The sequence below is a fragment of the Nostoc sp. genome, from assembly GCF_036917535.1.
In the GTDB taxonomy this organism is placed as follows: Bacteria; Cyanobacteriota; Cyanobacteriia; order Cyanobacteriales; family Nostocaceae; genus Nostoc.
On sequence record NZ_JBALDA010000052.1, the window covers coordinates 44,261 to 65,835 of the forward strand.

General features: G+C 42.1%; 20 protein-coding genes and 2 pseudogenes. 12 read left to right on the top strand and 10 right to left on the bottom strand.

Annotation, left to right across the window (positions count from 1 at the left end):
* Window positions 1–480: 480 nt before the first annotated feature.
* Entirely contained in the window at window positions 481–1,125 is a 645-nt protein-coding gene (hisG, locus tag V7K56_RS17100; protein WP_334912062.1) for an ATP phosphoribosyltransferase, read from the bottom strand.
* Between the two features lie 76 nt (window positions 1,126–1,201).
* On the opposite strand from hisG, the gene rppA reads away from it, so the two are divergent.
* Window positions 1,202–1,900: a two-component system response regulator RppA gene (gene rppA / locus V7K56_RS17105; RefSeq protein WP_334912145.1), complete on the top strand. Its 699-nt coding sequence runs from the start codon at window positions 1,202–1,204 to the stop codon at window positions 1,898–1,900.
* A gap of 13 nt (window positions 1,901–1,913) precedes the next feature.
* Here rppA and V7K56_RS17110 read toward each other — a convergent pair whose 3' ends face one another.
* The 3 genes from V7K56_RS17110 to V7K56_RS17120 form a co-directional block, all read right to left on the bottom strand.
* A complete protein-coding gene (locus tag V7K56_RS17110) occupies window positions 1,914–3,449 on the bottom strand; it encodes a flavin-containing monooxygenase (RefSeq protein ID WP_334912063.1) in 1,536 nt (511 codons plus the stop codon).
* Between the two features lie 215 nt (window positions 3,450–3,664).
* Entirely contained in the window at window positions 3,665–3,802 is a 138-nt protein-coding gene (locus tag V7K56_RS17115; protein WP_334912064.1) for a hypothetical protein, read from the bottom strand.
* 85 nt (window positions 3,803–3,887) lie between these two features.
* Entirely contained in the window at window positions 3,888–4,919 is a 1,032-nt protein-coding gene (locus V7K56_RS17120) for a 1-acyl-sn-glycerol-3-phosphate acyltransferase (protein ID WP_334912065.1), read from the bottom strand.
* A 151-nt stretch (window positions 4,920–5,070) separates the two neighbouring features.
* Here V7K56_RS17120 and V7K56_RS37110 point away from each other — a divergent pair.
* Window positions 5,071–5,256, top strand: a pseudogene (locus V7K56_RS37110) (hypothetical protein); the annotation flags it as partial.
* On the opposite strand, the pseudogene V7K56_RS17125 reads toward V7K56_RS37110, so the two are convergent.
* The 4 genes and pseudogenes from V7K56_RS17125 to V7K56_RS17140 all read right to left on the bottom strand — a co-directional run.
* Window positions 5,204–5,418 (bottom strand): annotated as a pseudogene (locus V7K56_RS17125) (hypothetical protein); the annotation flags it as partial. The pseudogenes V7K56_RS37110 and V7K56_RS17125 sit on opposite strands and share 53 nt — an antisense overlap.
* 100 nt (window positions 5,419–5,518) lie before the next feature.
* A complete protein-coding gene (locus V7K56_RS17130; RefSeq protein ID WP_442940075.1) occupies window positions 5,519–5,659 on the bottom strand; it encodes a hypothetical protein in 141 nt (46 codons plus the stop codon).
* Between the two features lie 105 nt (window positions 5,660–5,764).
* The gene (locus tag V7K56_RS17135) at window positions 5,765–7,477 is read right to left on the bottom strand and encodes a putative bifunctional diguanylate cyclase/phosphodiesterase (RefSeq protein WP_334912066.1); all 1,713 of its coding nucleotides are present in this window, start codon (window positions 7,475–7,477) and stop codon (window positions 5,765–5,767) included.
* 861 nt (window positions 7,478–8,338) lie between these two features.
* Window positions 8,339–9,028, bottom strand: coding sequence for a 5'-methylthioadenosine/S-adenosylhomocysteine nucleosidase family protein (locus tag V7K56_RS17140; RefSeq protein WP_334912067.1), 690 nt, complete (start codon window positions 9,026–9,028; stop codon window positions 8,339–8,341).
* Between the two features lie 396 nt (window positions 9,029–9,424).
* Between V7K56_RS17140 and V7K56_RS17145 the strand changes: the two genes are divergently transcribed.
* From V7K56_RS17145 to V7K56_RS17160, 4 genes are all read left to right on the top strand, one after another.
* The gene (locus V7K56_RS17145) at window positions 9,425–12,115 is read left to right on the top strand and encodes an efflux RND transporter permease subunit (RefSeq protein WP_334912068.1); all 2,691 of its coding nucleotides are present in this window, start codon (window positions 9,425–9,427) and stop codon (window positions 12,113–12,115) included.
* Complete coding sequence (gene hpnA / locus V7K56_RS17150) at window positions 12,115–13,131, top strand: hopanoid-associated sugar epimerase (protein ID WP_334912069.1); 1,017 nt, start codon at window positions 12,115–12,117, stop codon at window positions 13,129–13,131. Before V7K56_RS17145 ends, hpnA begins: the two co-directional genes overlap by 1 nt.
* Before the next feature lie 70 nt (window positions 13,132–13,201).
* The gene (gene hpnH, locus V7K56_RS17155; RefSeq protein WP_334912070.1) at window positions 13,202–14,221 is read left to right on the top strand and encodes an adenosyl-hopene transferase HpnH; all 1,020 of its coding nucleotides are present in this window, start codon (window positions 13,202–13,204) and stop codon (window positions 14,219–14,221) included.
* 221 nt (window positions 14,222–14,442) lie between these two features.
* Window positions 14,443–14,718, top strand: a complete 276-nt coding sequence (locus V7K56_RS17160; RefSeq protein WP_334912071.1) for an alpha/beta fold hydrolase — start codon at window positions 14,443–14,445, stop codon at window positions 14,716–14,718.
* Window positions 14,719–14,965: 247 nt separating this feature from the next.
* Here V7K56_RS17160 and V7K56_RS17165 read toward each other — a convergent pair whose 3' ends face one another.
* The gene (locus tag V7K56_RS17165; protein WP_334912072.1) at window positions 14,966–15,190 is read right to left on the bottom strand and encodes a hypothetical protein; all 225 of its coding nucleotides are present in this window, start codon (window positions 15,188–15,190) and stop codon (window positions 14,966–14,968) included.
* Window positions 15,191–15,224: 34 nt separating this feature from the next.
* Entirely contained in the window at window positions 15,225–15,881 is a 657-nt protein-coding gene (locus V7K56_RS17170; protein WP_334912073.1) for a class I SAM-dependent methyltransferase family protein, read from the bottom strand.
* Between the two features lie 791 nt (window positions 15,882–16,672).
* Here V7K56_RS17170 and V7K56_RS17175 point away from each other — a divergent pair.
* The 6 genes from V7K56_RS17175 (at window position 16,673) to V7K56_RS17200 (ending at window position 21,476) form a co-directional block, all read left to right on the top strand.
* Window positions 16,673–17,194 (top strand): phycocyanin subunit beta, encoded by a 522-nt coding sequence (locus V7K56_RS17175; RefSeq protein ID WP_229495790.1) that lies wholly within the window; start codon window positions 16,673–16,675, stop codon window positions 17,192–17,194.
* Window positions 17,195–17,281: 87 nt separating this feature from the next.
* Window positions 17,282–17,773: a phycocyanin subunit alpha gene (cpcA, locus tag V7K56_RS17180; RefSeq protein WP_334912074.1), complete on the top strand. Its 492-nt coding sequence runs from the start codon at window positions 17,282–17,284 to the stop codon at window positions 17,771–17,773.
* Between the two features lie 726 nt (window positions 17,774–18,499).
* Entirely contained in the window at window positions 18,500–19,312 is an 813-nt protein-coding gene (locus tag V7K56_RS17185; RefSeq protein ID WP_334912075.1) for a phycobilisome linker polypeptide, read from the top strand.
* Window positions 19,313–19,409: 97 nt separating this feature from the next.
* Window positions 19,410–20,279 (top strand): phycobilisome linker polypeptide, encoded by an 870-nt coding sequence (locus tag V7K56_RS17190; protein WP_334912076.1) that lies wholly within the window; start codon window positions 19,410–19,412, stop codon window positions 20,277–20,279.
* 75 nt (window positions 20,280–20,354) lie between these two features.
* Entirely contained in the window at window positions 20,355–20,630 is a 276-nt protein-coding gene (locus tag V7K56_RS17195) for a phycobilisome linker polypeptide (RefSeq protein ID WP_334912077.1), read from the top strand.
* Complete coding sequence (locus tag V7K56_RS17200; RefSeq protein ID WP_334912078.1) at window positions 20,631–21,476, top strand: HEAT repeat domain-containing protein; 846 nt, start codon at window positions 20,631–20,633, stop codon at window positions 21,474–21,476.
* Window positions 21,477–21,575: the final 99 nt, after the last annotated feature.

A 21,575-nucleotide genomic window follows, 5' to 3' on the forward strand; every position in this document is an offset into this window, starting at 1 on the left:
ACATGTCAAGAATAATTTGAAATTGCTTTTTATTATCAATAATTTTTTTCAAAATAATACTGGTTAATTTTTTTTGCGATCGCATCAAATTTTAACAAGCAAAAAATATTACTTTGTCTGCAAAAATAATATAAATATAACTTTGATTCAATTTGCTGAAAGGTTAAATAAAAAATTTAATCTTTGTATGCAGTGAGTTTATACAAGTCATATGCAACAAAAGATAAGGGCTTTTAAAACCTATTTTTTAGCCAAAAATTATACCAATTTTAAAAAAGAATACGACAAATAGACCATTTGTAGAGACGCGATTTATCACGTCTTTACCCAAGGATATGTTGCAATCATTAATCGAATTGGTATAACAGTTGAGTATTTTTTATCTGCAAGTCACTTGACTACAAGATGCTGTACGAACAAATAGTACAGCGTTAGCTAGGAACGAGCATCTAAAGAAGCGTTATTACGAATTACATGATATTAAACCCCTACCAAAACAGTCTCCCGCAGCTTGCCAATCACATCACTCAGATTACCCGTATTCAGGCGGTAACTCAGAGGATGGGCAATCAACCGCGCCGTGCTTTGATACAGACTAGCAATTTCAATCAAACCATTTTCGTGCAAAGTTCGCCCTGTAGAAACCAAATCTACGATCGCTTCTGACATTCCAGTAATTGGGCCTAATTCCACTGAACCATACAACGGCACTATTTCCACAGGTAAATCCAGACTATGGAAATATTCACGAGCACAATTCACATATTTTGAAGCAACTCTACCATGCGGTGGTAAATCTAAAGGCGATTGGTAAGAACTAGATGCTTTTACCGCTACTGACATTCGACAATGACCAAACTGCAAATCTACCAAGTGGGCAACTTGCGGCTGCTTCTCCCGTAACACATCGTAACCAACAACCCCCAGTTGTGCTTGACCATATTCCACATAAACAGGAACATCTTGCGCCCGTACCAGTAAAGCTTTCGCAACTCCCTTAGTATCAAGAATTTGAAGTTGGCGAGTTCCTGAATCTAAAAAAGCACTAAAATCTAATCCGACAGCTTGTAGCAAGCGGATGCTATTTTTAAGTAGTTCCCCTTTTGGCAATGCAACAGTCAGCATTTTTTTTATTGGTATCCTTAGCGTCTTGGCAGTTGAATAATATTGAGAATATCTCTATATGCTTACCACAAGCAGCATGAGAATTTTATTAGTTGATGATGAAGTTGAACTAACTCAACCCTTGAGCCGCTTACTAACTCGTGAGGGTTACGCTGTAGATGCCGTTTATGATGGGACATCTGGCAACGAACTTGCACAAGCAGGCAGTTATGACTTACTTATTTTAGATTGGATGCTGCCAGGAAAAACGGGGTTAGAGATTTGTCAGGAATTGCGACGCCAAAGCAAAACCACTCCCGTATTGTTTCTTACAGCTAAAGATACTCTTGATGACCGCGTACAAGGTTTAGATGCTGGTGCTGATGACTATTTAGTTAAACCTTTTGAATTGCGGGAATTATTAGCAAGAGTCCGGGCTTTATTGCGTCGTTCCGGTTCCCAAACCTATGAAACCACTACTGGACGTTTAACCGTTGCTGATTTAGAACTTGATAGTGAAAATCAAGTAGCCTATCGCCAAGGACAAATAATTGAGTTATCGCAAAAAGAAAGCCAGTTGTTGCAATACTTTATGGAACACACTGGACAACTTCTAACTCATGCCCAGATTATGCAAAATTTGTGGCAAGAGTCAGAACAACCCAGTAGTAATGTAATTGCGGCATTAATTCGTTTGCTGCGGCGTAAGATTGAGGTGGGTAAAGAAACTACGCTGATTCACACAGTCTACGGCAAAGGTTATCGTTTCGGTGCTTCTTCAGTAGAGTCAGTTTAGCGGCTGTTTCGACTCACAAAGATTTAGTTAATTGTTTAGGAGAATTATTGATATTTCTCAGTCTTTGCGACTTTAATTCCTGTCGAAGTTTGTTGTAGAGGGATAAATCCACAGGCATCATAATTTGTGAAATCCCCTTCCAGACACGAAGTTGATTATTCGCACCCATATCTTCCATCAGTTGCTCGGTATAGCGCAAGGAAAACGCGGCAATGCATGTCGCCTTTGCTACAACGCTATTGTATTGAGTTTTTATCCAATCGATATCTGCTGCTATTTCTTGATACATTGCTGAGGTTGAAGGCAATAACAAGTTGCCTTTGACATACTCTGCTAACCACCAAGCACCAACTTCTGATGTTAACTGACTGTACAAACTAGTGTTATAGCCAACAAAACCCATTTGTGGAATATTAGGGTGAATCAGATAACGGTAAAGTTTAAAATTGCCATCTTCATCGACCAATTGTCGGCGATATTCTGCTTCTAGAAAGGGAAGCTGTTGGCGAAATCCTGTACCAAAAATTACTATATCTGCCTGTAACTGCTGACCATTGATTAATTCCACGCCATTAGGGATAAACTTGGCAATGCTGGTTTTAATTGCCTGTATTTTACCAGAGTGTACGTACTTGAAGAAATCTGGGGGAGCTATAGAAATTTGACAGTTAGCCTGATTCATCGGTTGTTCGGGCAACATACCGCAACTATCAAGCCCAAATTGGAGGCGCAGCACTATCTCGTTAGTGCGCCAGAAAGCCCACACTAGTGGCTTACCCAGAGTGTGCAGCACTCTTTCAATCCGTCCCATCTGACGATAGGGAAACCAAGCTTCTGAAAATCGCGTTAATAAAACATACTTCAGATTTACTAAACCCAAGAAAAATCTCGGAATCTTCCATAGAGGTTGACGGAAGACAAGGGTGGATGCTTTGGCTATGTTCGCCGCCAAAGTCGCAATGTCGCAGGCAGACTTGCCAAAACCTACTACTATTACCCGCTTACCCTCAATGATTGAAGCATCGTTAAACTCAGTAGAATGGAGTACTCGTCCTCCAGATGCTGCGAACTCCTCCCTACCAGGCAAAGAAGGTAAATTAGGGAAACTAAATACTCCATTGCACACTAGCACAAAGTCAAATTCGTGTTTTTCCTCTTTTGTCCCATCCCCATTACCTTCCTTCACTCTGATGGTAACTACCCATCCTGGTCGTTCTCCAGTTTTTCGGTAAACCTTAGTAACTTCCGTTTGAAAGCGAATCCTTTCAAGAACCCCAAAATTCTGGGCGTATGAATTTAGATAATTCTGCATATCCTCTGCTGTTGGCCAGTCTGGGTATGATGCAGGCATGGGACAGTCAGAAAAACTATATGTGTCACCTGTATTCTGGGTTGTTAATCCTGGGTAAGTTCGAGATTTTTCCCAAACACCACCAAGTCCTTTTTGTTTCTCGAATACAGTAACGTCGTAGCCTTCTTCGAGAAAAGTTTTAGCTGTTACAAGACCACTAATTCCAGCCCCAATCACACAAATTTGTTTGATTTCCATTCTTTTTTAAAAAATTCTCAAATAATTTCTGCAAAGATTAATTTACAGTAAGTTTTATTTATTTGAACCACATCTGTCGTAGAGCCTAAATAAGGATAAGAAAAATCTAAAGTACGGTGTTCTGCTGCTTAAAGTTCTAGCACTGCTTGATCATAATCTAATCGTTGCGCTTCATTTACTTCTACAGCACTGTTGAGAGATGGTGCTTGATGCTTCTAGCGAAGCTTTTCTATTAACTTGCCACCTAGCGCCCATACAGCATCACCAATCTTTTCGCCGATTTTCTCTAGTAGCTTAGTCGACAGTATAGTAGCGATCGCACTCACAACAACCATCAGCGTCCCAGGTTCCATAAATGCACTACAAACTTACAATAGCTTTTATTTAATTGAACCACATCGTGAATTTGTTATAATCAACCAATTTCAGCTTGTACTATTAAGATTTACCCAAAAATTGATTAGTTTGAAGTTGCAGTTTTTCTCGTAATTGTTGCGCCTGTTGATAGGCGGCTGCACGCCCTTTCTTTAAGTGGTTATCTAATCCTGCTGGTTGCAAAGGGCTAATAAAGTAACGCAAACGAGTTCTCATTGCCCAAACTCCCATTGAGGGAAACAGAAGTAAGGCAAATATTAAAGGTGACAAAGGTAGGAATGGTAGTTTGACTAGTCGTTGCAATTTAGTAAAATTAACAGCCCAAGGATGCAAAAATTCACTCCCGATGCAAACTACTGGCAGAATGGGAATATGATAGCGATCGCTCAACTGAACAAAACTCACATCAAACTTTTCTAGTTGATAGCGTCTTCTCCAACCTTTCAAAGGCCCGCGAATACCTTCGGGTGCATATAAAAGAATTTTACCTTGAGCAAGCGCCCCTTCAAAATCATCTAATTTGGCTTGCACACCACCTAAAACCTGCGACCATTGAGATGGTAGCCACCAAATCACCCAAGGATGCTCAAATAATACTGGATTTGCTATGGGTTGTACAACCCATCCTTTGGCTTCACTTAATAAATAACCCAAGGTTAAAAAGTCCCAAGGAAAACACATCCCGGTATGATTCATTGCCACAATCAATGGCCCTGTTGGTGGCAAGTTTTCAACTTGTTGCAACTCTCCCTGAAAATAGTATTTCACTATAGGGCCCAGAAGTTCTTTGCGAAAAGCTTGTTGATATTTGGAATCGAATTCACCAACTTTTTTTTGAGGTGAACGAAGACCCAGACGCAACCAGCGACTCAGCAACGCTAGATAAAATCCACCAGGAATTAAAAATAATCCATATTCTAGCCAATTCCAACCATCTGGATCTATGTGATAGTGCTGCCAATGGCGATTGAATAAAATTAGCCACCCTGGAGGATACCAAAGACAAAACCAATCAAACCAGTTAAATATATAGCCTTCACCTGGTGCATTTTCCTGTTGACTGTTTAATAAGTTTTCGGAGTGTTGATTAATCAAAACGGTTAAAGATTAGGATTAGGCAAAAGTTTTATTAATAGCGGATCTTCAAAAGACAGGAGGAACCAATGTTTTTAAACATGGTACTGTAGCAAAGACGCTTTGTATCTCGCGGCACTATTCGCAACAAAAACAATCAGTACATCTATAAATTAGAGCTATGTCACCAGAACTTAGAGGAAACATTCCTGCGATCGCCCTTACAGCTTATGCTGGTGAGGTTGATTATCAATAGGCAATTGCCGCCGGATTTGGGCAGCATATCACCAAACCAGTAGAGCCAGCTAAGTTACTGCGAGCGATCGCTGACCTGATTTATAGTTGTAGCAATTGTTAATTGAGAGACTAATTAACTTTACAACTCGTTCCTTAACTTCATCTCGAACATGGCGAAAAGTTTCAATTGATTTCTCTGCGGGGCATCAAGTTGCCAATCTTCAAACACATCTCTTAATACCCACTCTTGGGGTAAATTAACACCACAACCACATAATGAAATTATATCATGTCCGGTTAAAGACTTATCATTAAGGCAGCAGAGGGGCAAGGGGGCAGAGGGGAAGGGTTTTTGGGTTTCTGCATAGATTCAAGAATCATAACTAATTGGCTGGACTTGATATTACAGCATTATAATCATCAGCATTGAAATCACTTAAAGGCTTAGAAGTTTGATTGCTAATATCAATCGCAATTTCTGCCATAACCTTAACAGTGACTGGATCTACCTCACTTACTGCCAAACCTGAACTAGCAACAGCAACTTTACCTTCTCCTAAAAAGATGACTTGAAAGATACTATCAGTGAAACGTTATCAGGGGTGTATTTTCTGGCTTACGCATCTACGTTATGCTGGAATTTTCTGCATCTGCTGAGAAGTTTTCTGCAACATCGGGATAATTAGATCGGCGGGCACAGGACAACTGAAGTAGTAACCCTGACCTTCATCACATCCCAGCATTTTTAGGTAGTCAAGCTGTTCTTGGGTTTCCACACCCTCTGCCGTGATGTTCAACCGCAAGCTTTTTGCCAAGGCAATAATCGCATTCGTGACGGCGGCACTATCAGAATTAGATATAATATCCTGTACAAATGACCGATCAATCTTGAGCATGTTTACGGGAAACCGCTTCAAGTAGTTGAGGGAAGAATAACCAGTACCGAAGTCATCTAGAGCCAAACATATACCCAGTTCTCGTAATTGTTTTAAGGTTTTAACCGATCGCTCCATATCAGCCATCAAAAAGCTTTCTGTCACTTCCAATTCTAGGTAAGATACTTGGAGTCCAGTCTCTTCAAGAATTTTACTAACGACCTCAACCAGATTCGGCAGTTCAAACTGTCGAGCTGACAGATTTACAGATATCCGAATTGGGTTAAATCCAGCAAGCTGCCAAGCACGGTTTTGGGCACAAGCAGTTCGCAAGACCCATTCACCAATTGGTAGGATCAAACCATTGGCTTCAGCAATGGGAATAAACTTTGTTGGAGAAACCAAACCTAATGTAGGATGCTGCCAGCGAACCAATGCTTCCACAGCAATAATTTGTCCACTGTGTAAATCAACCAGAGGTTGATAATAAACCAGCAGTTGATTGCGCTCAAGCGCTCCACGTAATTCATTTTCTAAAGTTATTCGCTCCTGCAACTGAGCATTAATTTCCGGTGAATAAAATTGATATTTGCTACGCCCTTGCCGCTTCGCTTGGTATAGTGCTATGTGAGCCTGTTGCAAAAGTTGATCTATGCTATTACGCTCATTTATTCCATTAATTGTGATGCCGATGCTGGCGGTGATATGAATTAAGTTCCCTTCTATAGAAAAGGGTTTGCTCAGGGTGCTTAACAGTATCTGAGAAAGCTTAATCACACTTTCAAAAGAAACAATGTCTATGCGGGCAATGGCAAATTCATCTTCACTCAAATGGGCAATAACATCTGTTTGTGTCATGCACAGTGATAACCTCTGAGCAACTGCTCTTAACAACAAATTTGTTGTTTCATGCTCCAAACCATGACTCATAGCAGTGAAATCATCAATACCTAGTAAAAAGACGGCTACAAAGCGCTGGTTGTTTTCAGGTTGGGATAGAGTCTGATGGAGGCGATGGCAGAATAAATCACGATTGGGCAATCCAGTTAGATCGTCATAATTACTGATGTAATGAATTAACTCATCTAATTTGTAAAGAGTTTGTGAAGTATCCGTCATCAATGTACCGGCTTCATCAGCAAATTCTGTAGGCAATTTAGGTAAGGTTTTGGTGTTTAGATAATTTTGCAATGCCGCAGATGTCAAAATAACCGGTTTGAGAAGGTGGTGTAGTGCGTAGAGGGTGGCGACTGTACCCGCTAAGGTAGCCAACAGAGCAACAAGCATAACTTGAATCGCCATCTCCAAGGAATAGGAGTTTGAGATAACAAAACTCAAGAGTAAGGTTAGAAGTGGTATATGAGTACCCAAAAATGCCACAAACAAAATTTTAGCGGTGTAACTTTTTTTGAGTAATGGAAAACGAGCCAAAAACGAGTATAGATACAGCTTGTCATTGAGCTTCATAAATTCTGTTCGATAGTTGGTAAATTAGTTCCGAGCTATTCTGGCAAAAAGGTATTTTTGATTTACAATTCAGTGCAATTAGCTCTCATGGAACCCAACCCTGATAAGGTTATATGTTATGCTTCCCAATATGGGATTCTATTTGATATGTATAACGATGAAGTTTCTGTAAAACTTATCCCCAAGCAATTTCACAATAAATACCTAAATTATGTTGATTGTTATTAGTTTGTCTTCAAGTGACATAAAAGCAAAAAATATGTAATGTTCTCATTTGATTGGTGAAAAATTATTTTTCTAACTAAAGGTAGAGACACAAAAAGAATAAAGATAATCAAGAAAGATTTTCACAACTAATTTAGTATTGCTATATCTCTCTTTAGTTACTCTGTAAAAATAAAAATAAGAGCCAAATTTTTAACTGTGGATGGGGCGAACATTTGAGCGTTTATTTTCTAATAGAATGGTTCAAATCAAGTTTTTTGGCAAAAGTCTTATGGTGTAAGCATTCTAGATTATTCTCTTCCAAAAGTCATAAAAAAGAGATATGTTGTAAGGGCACAGTATTGCTGTGTCCCTACTGCGTGGTTATTTATAGCCGTAGCCACATAGGTTATACCAATTCAAAATTCAAAATTCAAAATTAAGAATCTAGACAGGACAAGGTTTTGGAGATGTGTATCTGTCGCATTCTTTTTTCAAATTGGTATTAGGACAATGTTGATTGCTAAAAGCCTTGATTTCACCGGGTTTATACTCAGACCGGAGCTTCGGAGTCTCCGGCTTTGCTCAGCACGGGCTAAACGCCCCGCTGACGCTAACAGCACTTTGCTATACCTAAAAATTGCTGTACGTAACAGATTATTTATTGCTAGAGCCTGAAAAAAGCAGATTTGTAACTTGCTCTAACACCTTTAATGCTGTTAAAGAACCTCGAATCAACCGAGTAGCGGCAAGGGGTTGTCGAAGCATGACGATCGCTAAAATAAAAGGGTTTAGGCAACCATCAGAGTTAATTGCTGGTGTCAGATCGGGGATATTATGCTGACAATCATCGCTGACTACTCGCAGCATTGCCACGGAAACCCTAGCTGCATTGAAAAATTCTAAAGCGGTAAATCCTTCCATATCAACAACATCAGCGGCCAAAGTTTCACCCAAACGGCGTTTTTCTGGCGCAGACCAAATCACGCGATCGCTTGTCAGTGACTTGACCAAAGAGACTTTTTCTGATAATGAAGAGTGCAATTGTGCTGTAAAAGTGTGATCGCATTCTTGCTGTTTCCCCTGATAAACACAATTTTGATACAGCACAATATCACCAACTGTATAGCGATCGCTCAAGCTGCCACAGATACCCATAATCAGCACTCTGGATTTTGGAGTCAGAAATTGTCCTTGTTGCAGGTATTTGAGTAAAGGCTTCATCCCAACAGGTATGGCTACTATTGTTGGGATGGAGGCAGTAATGCCGCTTAATCCGCGACACACAGCTTTATATTCTGCTCCTTGAGGCACCAAAATTGTGTTAATGGGCAAAAAATTAGGCATTAGCTCTCTCAATCTTTTCAAGTTTTAAGGGACTTCCAAAAAAGAAATTATCCTAAATTATTTGTAAGTTTATAGGGACGCATAGCTTTGTGTCCTTACAATAGGATGTTTTTTTCACTGGAAGTCCTTAACGGTCAATTAATGTTTAGAGTAGATAGGTGTGTCTTCTTTACATTGGAGAGCGATGTCTATGACGGGCTACGCCTACGCAGTTTGTAAAATAGGATCGCTCACCGTCGCTGGGTAACTACTAACTATAGCTTGCATTAAAGATTGGGTCATATCTAAGTGATAATAAGTAATATTGCCGTTTAGTAGTAACCAAAATTCGCAAACCGAAGATGATTGCTGTAGCATGACTAAATAATTGTGTCATCCACACGATAATTTTCCAAGATGGTAAAGTTTCATAACTCCAAATCCGCACGAGAACTCTTCAATATTTCCAAATTAGCGATTCAATTTTCGTGGCTGACGGTGAGTTTTTGGATTACTGTAACGGTAGCTGGTGTTCTGGCTTTCAGTTCCCTTAAATATGCCTTGTTTCCAGATATTACCTTTCCAGTGGTGGTTGTGAATGCTACCGCTCCCCTGACAACTACCCTGGATACAGAAGCGAAGCTCACCAAACCCTTAGAAGAACGCCTCCGCTCCCTTAAAGGACTGGAGGATATCCGCTCATCCACCTATCCTAGTCAAACTGCTGTTAGCCTCTCTTTTGCCGTTGGGACGAATTTAGAAACATCGACCAAAAAGGTTGAAGCTGCCCTGAAGCAGTTGAATCTACCTCAAGGAGGAACTTCTAAAATTATTCCTCTGAATCTAAACGAGTCAGCCGCCATTAGTTATGCCATAGAGAGTCCCACACGGAATCTTAAAGATTTGACGAAGTTAGCGCAAGATGAGATTGTTAGTGCGATCGCTAAATTACCAGGAGTACTAAAAGTCTCACTACTAGGCGCTGCTACGGCGACTCCTCCGGTAAATCCAGCGAATGCGAGTGCAACGGCTCTCCCCCAAGGGGGGGCGACATTAGTCAGATTTAACGGTGAAGATGCACTCGCATTTCAGGTAATCAAACGCGGTAGTGCTAATACTTTGGAAGTCGTGAGTCGGGTTGAGAAAGAAGTTCAAAGGCTACGCTTTACCCTAAAAGATGTCAAACTCACCTTAGCTGCCACTCAAGCAGAATATATCCGCCAAGCCACCCAGTCAACAATCGATGCTTTGCTGGAAGCAGTCTTGTTGTCAATAGTAGTAATTTTTCCTTTTTTATGGAATTGGCGAGCAACTCTCATTTCTGCCTTGGCGATTCCCACGTCTTTGTTGGCGACATTTATCGTCATGGCGATTTTCGGCTTCAACCTGGAAACGATCACCCTGCTGGCTTTAGCTTTGGTGATTGGTAGCATTGTTGATGATGCGATCGTCGATGTGGAAAACATCATGCGACACGTTGAAGATGGGGAAACTCCCCGCCAAGCAGCGCTTTTAGCTACAAATGAAATTGGGTTGACAGTCACCGCCGCCACTTTGACAGCAGTAGCGGTTTTTCTACCTATAGGTTTGATGGGTGGGGTAATCGGTCAGTTCTTCAAGCCTTTTGGCATAACTGTTTCAGCCGCGATGCTTGCTTCTCTGCTAGTTGCTCGGACTTTATCTCCAGTTCTGGCTATCTACTGGCTGAAACCTAAATCATCGCTCTCCCCGCGTCGGGAAGCAAAAATCTGGGTAGCGTTTACCCAATCTTACAGAAACTTGCTGAGTTGGTCTTTAAATCACCGGAAGATAGTTATCGGGTTAGCTGCACTCAGTTTCATTGCAGGAATAGCACTGATTCCACTAATTCCTAAAGGGTTTATTCCCAAACTTGATCGCGGCGAATTTAATATTGCTTATACGGCTCCTTTGCCGAGTATTCCTAGTGGAGCAGAAGGGCAGGGGAGCAGAGGGGCAGGGGAGCAGGGGAGAAATCTCAGTCTCCAGTCTCCAATCCCTAATCCCTTGAACGATTCTCTTGAGGTTGCGAAGAAATTAGAAAATGTAGTCAGAAAATCACCGCCAGTTGAAACGGTATTTACCACTGTTGGCTCTCGTGAAGGTGAACCAAATAAAGGGACACTATATATAAAGTTAAAGAAAAACCGCACAATCACAACTGCGGAATTACAAGACCAATTGCGCTCCTCATTACCTACTCTTTCTGGGGTAACTACTAGTGTTGAAGATATTCAATTTGTCGATTCCGGCGGTCAAAAACCCCTGCAAATAGCATTGCAAGGTGATAATCTCCAAGCTTTGAGCAAAGCAGTCAAAGCAATTAAAGAAAGGATTCAAAGGCTACCGGGATTCGCTGATGTTACAGTTACAGGTGAAACGAATCCACAGGGCACGATTTTTCAGATCGAGCGTCTGAATAATCAGCGTGTAGCCTACATCAGTGCTAATCTTGGCAAAGATCTGTCTTTAGGTGATGCCACCGACAAAGTGATAGCTGAAGCAAACGCCGTGTTACCGTCTAATGTTTCTTTAAATTTAGGGGGAGACTCTGCTAACCAAAATAAGGTTTTTAGCAGTTTCGGCAGTACTTTAGCTCTATCTGCCCTATGTATTATTGTAGTACTAATTTTACTATTCAAAAGCTGGGTAGACCCTCTAGTTATTGGTGTCTCTTTGCCTTTAGCACTGGTGGGGGCGATGTTGGCGCTACTAATTACTAAGAGCGACTTTGGCATGATCTCATTGATCGGTTTTGTCTTTTTGCTGGGGCTGGCAAATAAAAATGCAATTTTGCTTGTAGATTACATCAATCAGTTACGCAACGGTGGCTTAGAGCGCACCGAGGCGATCCTTAAGACCGGACTAGTGCGCCTCAGACCAATTATGATGACCACAGCTGCCACTATTTTAGGGATGCTACCGATCGCTCTAGGTTTGGGTGCTGGTTTTGAATTGCGATCGCCTATGGCTGTAGCGATCGCAGGTGGACTAGTAACTTCAACTATCCTCAGTTTGATTGTTGTGCCAGTAGTCTACACCATTTTGGATGATTGGTTTCCCCGATTTGAGAAGAGGGGGGGAAGTTGATGCAGGTTTTTGTCACAGGAGGTACGGGTTTTATTGGTGCCCATTTGGTACGGTTGTTGCTGCAACAGGGATATGCAGTCAAAGTGCTGGTACGCCATAGCAGCAATTTAGAGAATTTACGCGGTTTAGAGGTAGAAATTGTCAAAGGCAATTTGAACAATCCAAATCTTTGGCAACAGATGGGAGGTTGTCAATACCTATTTCATGTGGCAGCTCATTATTCCCTCTGGCAGACAGACCGAGAATTACTTCATCGTTACAATGTCCTGGGTACACGTAATGTGTTGGCAGCAGCTCGCAAAGCTAACGTTGAGCGCACCGTCTACACGAGTTCAGTGGCAGCGATTGGGGTAGGATCGTTAGGGGAAGTTGTAGATGAAACACATCAGAGTCCCTTAGAAAAGTTGGTGGGTAACTACAAAAAGTCTAAGTTTCTGGCTGAACAAGAAGCTATACAAGCTGCTGCTAAAGGTCAGGAGGTAGTTATAGTCAATCCCACTAGCCCCATTGGCTCGTTGGATATCAAACCTACCCCGACGGGTGATATAATACTGCGGTTTTTACGACGGCAAATGCCTTTTTACTTGGATACTGGTTTAAATTTTATCGATGTGCGAGATGTAGCGTGGGGGCATTTACTGGCTTTGCAGCGGGGTAAATCAGGCGATCGCTATATCTTAGGTCATCAAAACCTTAGTTTCAAAGAACTACTCGACCAACTCGCTGATATCACAGGTCTGAGCGCACCTCAACAAAAAGTACCCGCTTGGTTGCCCCTGAGCGTTGCCTGGGTTGATGAAAAAATTCTCGCACCATTAGGAAAATCGCCCTCAGTACCATTGGATGGCGTTCGGATGGCGAAACAACCGATGTATTACAATGCTGCCAAGGCTGTACGAGAATTGGGTCTACCCCAATCTTCGCTAAACGCCGCACTCAAAGATGCTGTGGATTGGTTTGTTGCTCGGGATATGTCAACCCCTTTGGGGAAGTCAAAAGTCAAAAGTCAAAATTGAAGACCCCATAGATAAATCTTGGGGTTGAGAAAGTGGTGTATTTATCTTTAAAAGAGGAGCGATCGCAACAATGGCAGTTAATCTACAACAAGCTATAGATATTGGGAAGTATCTTGTTACTCAGCGTTTGAAAGGACGTAAACGCTTTCCTTTAGTATTAATGTTGGAACCTCTTTTTCGATGTAATCTCGCTTGTAGTGGTTGTGGTAAAATTCAACATCCAAAGGAAATATTAAAGCAAAATCTCACCCCAGAACAGTGTTTTGCCGCAGTGGAAGAGTGCGGCGCACCAGTTGTCTCCATTCCTGGAGGAGAACCTCTGCTGCATCCGCAGATTGATAAGATTGTCCAGGGATTAATTGAGCGCAAGAAATATATTTACTTGTGTACCAATGGTTTGTTATTAGAAAAGAGCCTGGATAAGTTTCAACCTTCCCCTTACCTGACTTTCAGCGTGCATTTAGATGGAATGCGGGAATTACATGATCGCTGCGTTGATCGCCAAGGTGTTTTTGATATTGCTGTCAAAGCTATTCGTGCCGCTAAAGCTAAAGGCTTTCGTGTTACCACTAACACCACTATCTTTGAAGGTACTGAACCTAAAGATATGCAAGAGTTCTTCAACTTTCTGGAAACACTAAATACTGACGGGATGATGATTTCTCCTGGCTACAGTTATGAGTGGGCACCAGATCAAGATCATTTTCTCCACCGCGAACAAACTCGCGCCCTCTTCCGAGAAATTCTGGCTCCATACAAAAGTGGTGCAAAAAACTGGAACTTCAATCACAATCCGTTGTTCCTAGATTTTCTCATTGGTGAGAAGGACTACGAATGCACACCTTGGGGTAGCCCTAGTTATAGTGTTCTCGGTTGGCAAAAACCTTGCTATCTGCTCAACGAAGGTTATTACTCTACCTTCAAAGAATTACTCGCACAAACTGACTGGAGTCAATACGGCCAGAAGAGTGGTAATCCCAAGTGTGCTGATTGTATGGTTCACTGCGGCTACGAACCCACCGCTGCAATGGATGCAATGCAACCACAAAATATGGCGCGTGCCCTTAGCAGTGTGTTTGGTAGGAACTAGGAAGTAGTAAATGCTACATATTAAAGGGTGCGATGCCTGCGGCGGACTACGCCTACGTACCCTTTAAAGATTCTGATTGCACTGGAATGTGCCCAACAATATGCGATAAGGGTTAAAGGAGGATGCTTATTTAGAAATATTGCGATACTTCCCTCAGCCAAATTCGCCGAAAATAATAAGTGAAAATATTTATGCCATTTGTATCTGCTCGTAACCTGTAAATGTATTATGAGATTCGTGGCACTGGTCAACGCCTGCTCATTATTAATGTTACTGGAGGAGACTTGCAGCGATCGCCGACTATTTTTGACTCACCGCTAGCCCTACACTTTGAAATCCTGGCCTATGATCAGCGCGGTCTGGGTCAAACTTCAAAACCTGATATTCCCAACACCATAGCAGATTACGCCGCCGATGCAGACTCTTTGTTAAATCTAGTCGGATGGGAGAGCGCTCATGTTATCGGAATTTCGGCGTTGCATAATGTCGGGAGGTAGTTTTTGGTATGGTGCGATTAGCTTTGCTGTTTCTTGGGTATGTGCCTCAGCCCAGCGCTGGATTTTATCAATCTCCTCAATCACTATCCGCAACACTCCCGGATTGTCAACCGCAAATTGCCTCCTACCAATATAGTATGCACGAGGGGTGTCAAGTCCTTGGGCAGTCTTGATCACTCGGATTTTACCCACTCGACCTTCACTCCCAGAGGTTCCAGACGCTTTTCTAATACTTTAGTTGTTCTGATCAAATCGCCTGCTGATTGATATCCCATGCGAAGTACTTTGGTCTTGATTCCAGATGAATTGGTTTCAGATACATTTGTAGCAGAAACGGGGTTTGAGCTTTTTGCCCTTTGGCTGTGCAACTAACTAATATTAACGAAGTTGCCAAGGTTAACAACCCAGGTGCTAAAAGCAGCGTGAAACGGCGAAAGATGTTTATATACTGAGGTTTAAATGTAGCGGTCATAAGGTTTTTGTCACAAAAGTTTTAGAGGCATTATTTACCTGGCTTTACTTGGAACACCAGTAAACGCGAACAACTGTTGCTCTTTGGGTGCAGCCAAACTTTCATCCAAGTAACGATGAATACCTACTCCCATGTCTCCTGTCGCAGTGAGTTTGAAGTTCACTTCTTCAAATCCATATTCACGGAAAAATTTACGAACAGTCTCAGAGTGGGCAATACCCTTAGAGTGTCCACGAGTCCAAATCACAAAAGCACCTTGTTTGCTCAGAAAACTCAGGTTTGCCAGTAAGCGATTGAGTTCAGCTTCGTCTGCGAGATTGCCGAATACACCGCATACAATCACAATGTCTGCTGGTACTGCTCCTACATAGTTAGAGGAAATAGTTGCATCACCATTGATAAACTCAATTTGTTTTGTCAAACCCAACGATTCTATTGTTTCTTGTCCACGTTCAACTAGTTGGGGATTTATCTCCACCAGTCGGGCATAAACATCTTTTGCCCGTGGGTGATTTGATAGCGTTCCTAGCAAATCTCGTCCATCGCCCGCGCAAACACTAACTACACGGATTAACCCTGGTTGGGACAAGTTCAAGCTATGGGAAATGTATTCCTGCACAATTTGCAGGCGTTGTTGCAATTTCGGTTCGTTTTTGTAGAGGTCGTGCCATTCAAACCAGTCTTTTACCATAAGAGGTGATTTCCATTAACTATGAGGAAAGCAAAGTGACAAACACACTGTGCAATTTTAAAGTACGGTAAAATTATCGTTTAACCGTATATTTTGGTTAAACGCAGACTATCATGGAAATTCATCCAAAATCAAGTCTTTTTTCTTTGGTTTGTGAATCCTGCAATTTAACAATTGAAAGCTTTTTTAACAGCTTTATATTCCAATCTCGGAAAACTCCCAGAAATACTGGACTGGAATCGATGCGACAAAATCAACATTGAACTAAGTAAGTCGGCGAGAAAAATTCAATGTATATGGAGAAATGTCAATACAGTTCGGTTAGCTTGTAGAGCACTAGAAGATATCCGTATCAACATAGATATTGAGTGCCATAAAGCATAAGTATATTGCCCATCTCATCAGCTTTTTAGCACTTTTTAACTGGATAGTTATTTCCGTCCTGATCTGCTAACCTCTCATAACTAAAGACGTAAATAATATTAAGTTATGTAAACAAATTTCACAAACATAATAATAATTTGTAATAAATAATGATACGGCAGCATTGTATAAAGAGAACTTGGAAGTAAAAAACAACATCTTAATCAGGTTTTCCAGTCGTTCATGGAAGTTTGAAGTTTTTTAACAAAAGTTTTAATCTGAAAGCCTGGAGATCGTAAACTTATTTCTTGGGTGTCTGTTTTAAACCTTTCGTAACTCGTTAGGCAGTGCTGACATCAAAAATCAACTGAACCATTCAGTTTTGAGTCCAATTATTCTTAACCAAGCAAATTAGGAGATTTAACGCAATGGTTTTAGATGCATTTGCCAAAGTAGTTTCCCAAGCTGATACACGCGGCGAATATCTCTCCGATGCACAATTGGATGCATTGAGCGAACTAGTCAAAGATGGTAACAAGCGTACAGATGCCGTTAACCGCATTACCAGCAATGCATCTGCTCTTGTTGCTGCTGCTGCTCGTGATTTGTGGGCAGAACAACCCCAATTGATCACTCCTGGTGGTAATGCTTACACCAGCCGTCGTGCAGCTGCTTGCATTAGAGACTTGGACATCATTCTTCGCTATATCACCTACGCTATTTTTGCTGGCGATTCCAGCGTACTAGATGACCGTGCCCTCAATGGTTTGCGGGAAACCTATTTAGCATTAGGAACTCCAGGAGCATCAGTTGCTGTTGGTATTCAAAAGCTGAAACAAGCTTCGCTGGCCATTGTCAACGATCCAAATAACATCACCAGAGGAGATTGCAGCGCTCTGTCATCTGAAATAGCTAGCTATTTTGATCGTGCTGCTGCTGCTGTGGCTTAAGCCAAGCATTGCTGATGTTGACTAAATAATTGTCCATAGGACAAAACAAAATTTCAACCATAAAGTTTGTGAAAGGGAAATAGCAAAATGTCAAAAACACCTCTAACTGAAGCAATTGCATCGGCTGATTCTCAAGGTCGCTATCTCAGCAGCACTGAAATTCAAGTTGCTTTTGGTCGCTTCCGCCAAGCGCCAGCTAGCTTACAAGCAGCAAAAGCATTGAGCGCCAATGCTCAACGCTTGACCGAAGGTGCAGCTCAAGCGGTGTATAACAAGTACCCTTACACTACTCAACAACAAGGCCCCAACTTCGCGGCTGATTCACGCGGCAAAGGCAAGTGTGTACGTGATGTAGGCTACTACTTGCGGATTATCACATACGCTTTAGTTGTTGGTGGTACAGGCCCCTTGGATGATTACTTGATTTCTGGCTTGGCTGAAATCAACCGGACTTTTGAACTGTCTCCTAGCTGGTACATTGAAGCTCTCAAGTACATCAAAGCTAACCACGGTCTAAGCGGCGATCCAGGTGTTGAAGCAAATTCCTACATCGACTATGTAATCAATACTCTAAGCTAGAGTGTTTCTTTAGCCCGGAGAGGAAATCAGCTCTTATGACAAGTAAGTTCTATGAGTTGTTTACCTCTCCGGGCAGTTTTTTAAGAAAAGCTAGCTGAAAACCCTGGAGAAAGAGGAACGTGGTTCTGTATTTTTTGCTTTAGAACAGGGATGAAAGCTACCGACGTAGTACGGTACTTGCTACAACTTTAAGAAAGTTCGCAATTCAGTGCCTCTTTTAAGCTACCGTCAATTGGCACAATATTTTTATCAGTACAAGATTTAAAAACCTACCCTCGGACTGGGGGAAAGTATACGCCCGAAATAACATAAGGAGATATCACTACCCTCTTGTGGCAAATGTGGTAGAGGCAGCGAGCGCAATCTTCTTCCTTGACGCTAGCGTAACGTAAAGCCTTCTCTTCTCTTTCAGAGACGCTAACAACATAGCTTCTCTACGAGACGTTACGCGAACGCTTAGAGCGAGTCCGCGTCCAGTACAGGGAAGCAAGCTACCCGCAGTGTCTGGTAGAAAAAGTCTGGAGGTTTCTTTCTCACCCATGAGGAACTGCCAAACCCGTAGGGTGAGCCTGGGAACCTGTGGAAACAGGATATTAAGGCAATGATGTCTTAAAAATCGCCTTACTTTAAGTAAGGTGAGTGTCAATTTCAAAAAGACTATTAAAAGACTAGAAAAAATTTTCTAAAAAGTTTTTAGTTTTGCAGTTAAAACTGAGGAGGTTAAAGATGGCAGCTTTGGGACAAGCAGCGAGATTAGGGATTAGAGCGTTTGAAAATTCAGCGCCAGTAGAACTACGTCCAGATAGAACAGAGGCGGATGTGGCGGTGGTAATCCGGGCGGCTTACCGTCAGGTTTTGGGTAATGCATATCTACTAGAAGGAGAGCGTCTAGAGAGTGCAGAATCACTGTTGCAGCAAGGTGAAATCACTGTTAGGGGATTTGTGCTAGCTATTGCTCAATCGGAACTCTATCGGGATAAGTTTTTCCACTCCAACTCCCAAAATCGGTTTATCGAGTTGAATTATAAGCATTTATTGGGGCGTGCCCCAGAAGATGAGTCAGAGATTTCATACCATGTTGAGCTTTACAACTCCCAAGGTTACGAAGCTGAGATTAATTCCTACATTGACTCATTAGAATATCAAGATAGTTTTGGTGAAAATATTGTGCCCTACTATCGAGGCTTTAAAAGTCAAGTAGGACAGAAAAACGTTGGCTATAGCCGACTGTTCCAACTGTATCGGGGTTATGCCAATAGCGATCGCGCTCAAGGACAAAAACAAGGACGGCTAACCTGGGAAGTGGCTAAAAATCTAGCTTCACCCATTTACCCAGTCTCTGCCGGAGCCTTATCAGGTCTTTCTAGAGGCGATCGCGGCGAAACATACCGAATCAGAGTGTTACAAGCAGCTTCCCCAAACTCAGCTGTCGTACGGCGTGGTACTGCGGAATTGCTCGTACCCTACGAGCAACTTTCTAGTAAATTGCAGCAGTTGAATCGCAAGGGCAGTAAGGTTATTAGCATTACAGCTGTATAAATAGGGAATCAGGGCGGGGAGTAGGGAGTAGGGAGTAAGGAATTTCACCACTCCCTACTCCCCTTACCAATTATTAATTACAAAGGAAAAATTACCAATGGCTATTACAACAGCAGCTTCCCGTCTGGGAACAGAACCTTTTACCGATCAGTCTCCTGTGGAATTGCGTCCAAATGCAACCAAAGAAGACATTGAGAGAGTAATTGCTGCCGTCTATCGTCAAGTCTTGGGCAACAACTACATACTGGCATCTGACCGCCTGACAAGTGCTGAATCTATCCTGCGCGATGGAAAAAGTACAGTGCAAGAGTTTGTGCGTCAAATAGCTAAATCAGAACTGTACAAATCGAAGTTTTTCTACGACAACTTCCAAACTCGTGTCATCGAACTCAACTACAAACATTTGTTGGGTCGTGCCCCTTATGATGAGTCTGATGTTGTCTATCACTTAGACTTGTATCAAGCTAAGGGATATGAAGCCGACATTGATTCTTATATCGATTCTCCAGAGTATCAATCTAACTTTGGTGAAAATATAGTGCCTTACTATCGCGGCTTTCAAACCCAAACAGGACAAAAAACTGTCGGATTTAGCCGGATATTCCAACTTTATCGCGGCTATGCCAGTAGCGATACCTCTCAACTCAAAGGCAAATCCTCCCGCCTTGCTAGCGAACTAGGTCGCAATAGTGCATCCGTCGTTGTTCCTCCCTCTGGTGCTTCCTCAGGCTTTTCATACGTTGCTTCTGAAAAAGGCGTTACCCCCAACAGTACTTTTGGTGGTGCGGGAACCTTTGGTAAAGAAGGCAGGCTTTACCGCATTGAAGTGGCAGGTGTTTTTGGAGCTGGGTATCCCAGCACACGCCGCGTCAATCAAGCGGTGGTTATACCTTATGAAGAACTATCTAGTTACTTCCAGAGAGTGTTAAAACAAGGTGGTAAAATAGCTAGTGTGAAACCTCTTTAGTGTCAATAGTCATTAGTCAATAGTCATTATTAAGGGCAAACGACTAATGACGATCTAGAATTAGGAATTAATTTTATGATTGGAGCAATTAGTAGTACACCAACGAGTAGTCGCTACTTTCGGTATGAAGTAGTGGGTCTGCGCCAAGTTGAAGAAAATGAAAAAACCAACTATCCGATTCGTTCTAGTGCCACTGTGTTTTTCACAGTACCTGAGAAGCGGATGAATCAAGAGATGCAGCGAATTGCTCGTTTGGGTGGCAAAATAGTCAGCATTCAGCCATTGAACGCTGTATCGAACGCTGTACCTCAAACAAATAGCGAACAAAGCGCTCCTCCTCCTTCTTCATAAATGAATTTTAGTCCGCAGAAATTTGAAGATTTATCACCAACAGGTAACTCTGGCGATGGTGAATCTTTAACAGTAGAGCAAGCGATCGCTAATCTTGAGAGTGCAGATTTAGGTCTGCGCTTTTATGCTGCCTGGTGGTTGGGTAGGTTTCGGATATGTGAAGCAGCTGCGGTTACAGGATTGATTAAAGCGTTAGAGGATGAAGCCGACAAAACACCAGAAGGCGGATATCCTCTGCGACGGAACGCAGCTAGGGCTTTAGGGAAACTAGGCGATCGCCAGGCAGTCTCACCTTTAATTGTGTGTTTAGACTGCTCAGATTTTTATGTCCGGGAAGCAGTGGTACAATCCTTAGAAATGCTGGGCGATCCGATTTGTATTCCTGCCCTGAGCGAGTTATTAGAAGTAGGTTTACAAGGAGAGCAGCTGATATCAAAACAGCCTGATTTATCTCAACCTTACGAGGCCATTTTAGAAGCCTTGGGAGCCTTGATGGCGACTGAGTGCATCCCTTTGGTAAAACCATTTTTAGAGCATCCAATCGAATTGGTGCAATATGCTGCCGCACGAGCCATGTATCAATTAACCCAAGAACCAGTTTATGGAGAACGGTTAGTAAAAGCTCTGGCAGGAGATAAATTGCAATTGCGTCGAGCAGTGTTAGCAGACTTGGGAGCGATTGGCTACCTAGCCGCAGCAGATGCGATCGCCGAAACTCTTGCTGAAAATAGTCTAAAGCTAATTTCTCTTAAAGGATTACTAGAATATCAAGTTAAGCACACAGCAACAAACACTTTGTCAGCAGGTGCGATTAAAGTGATAAATTTGATGGACTCGCTGTTGTAGTCATAATTTTCCAGGAATTAGTTGTTATTAATACGTTTAAAGCAAATGTTTACCACAGATAAACCCCCAACCCAACTGCAAAATCAGGGTTAGGGGGTT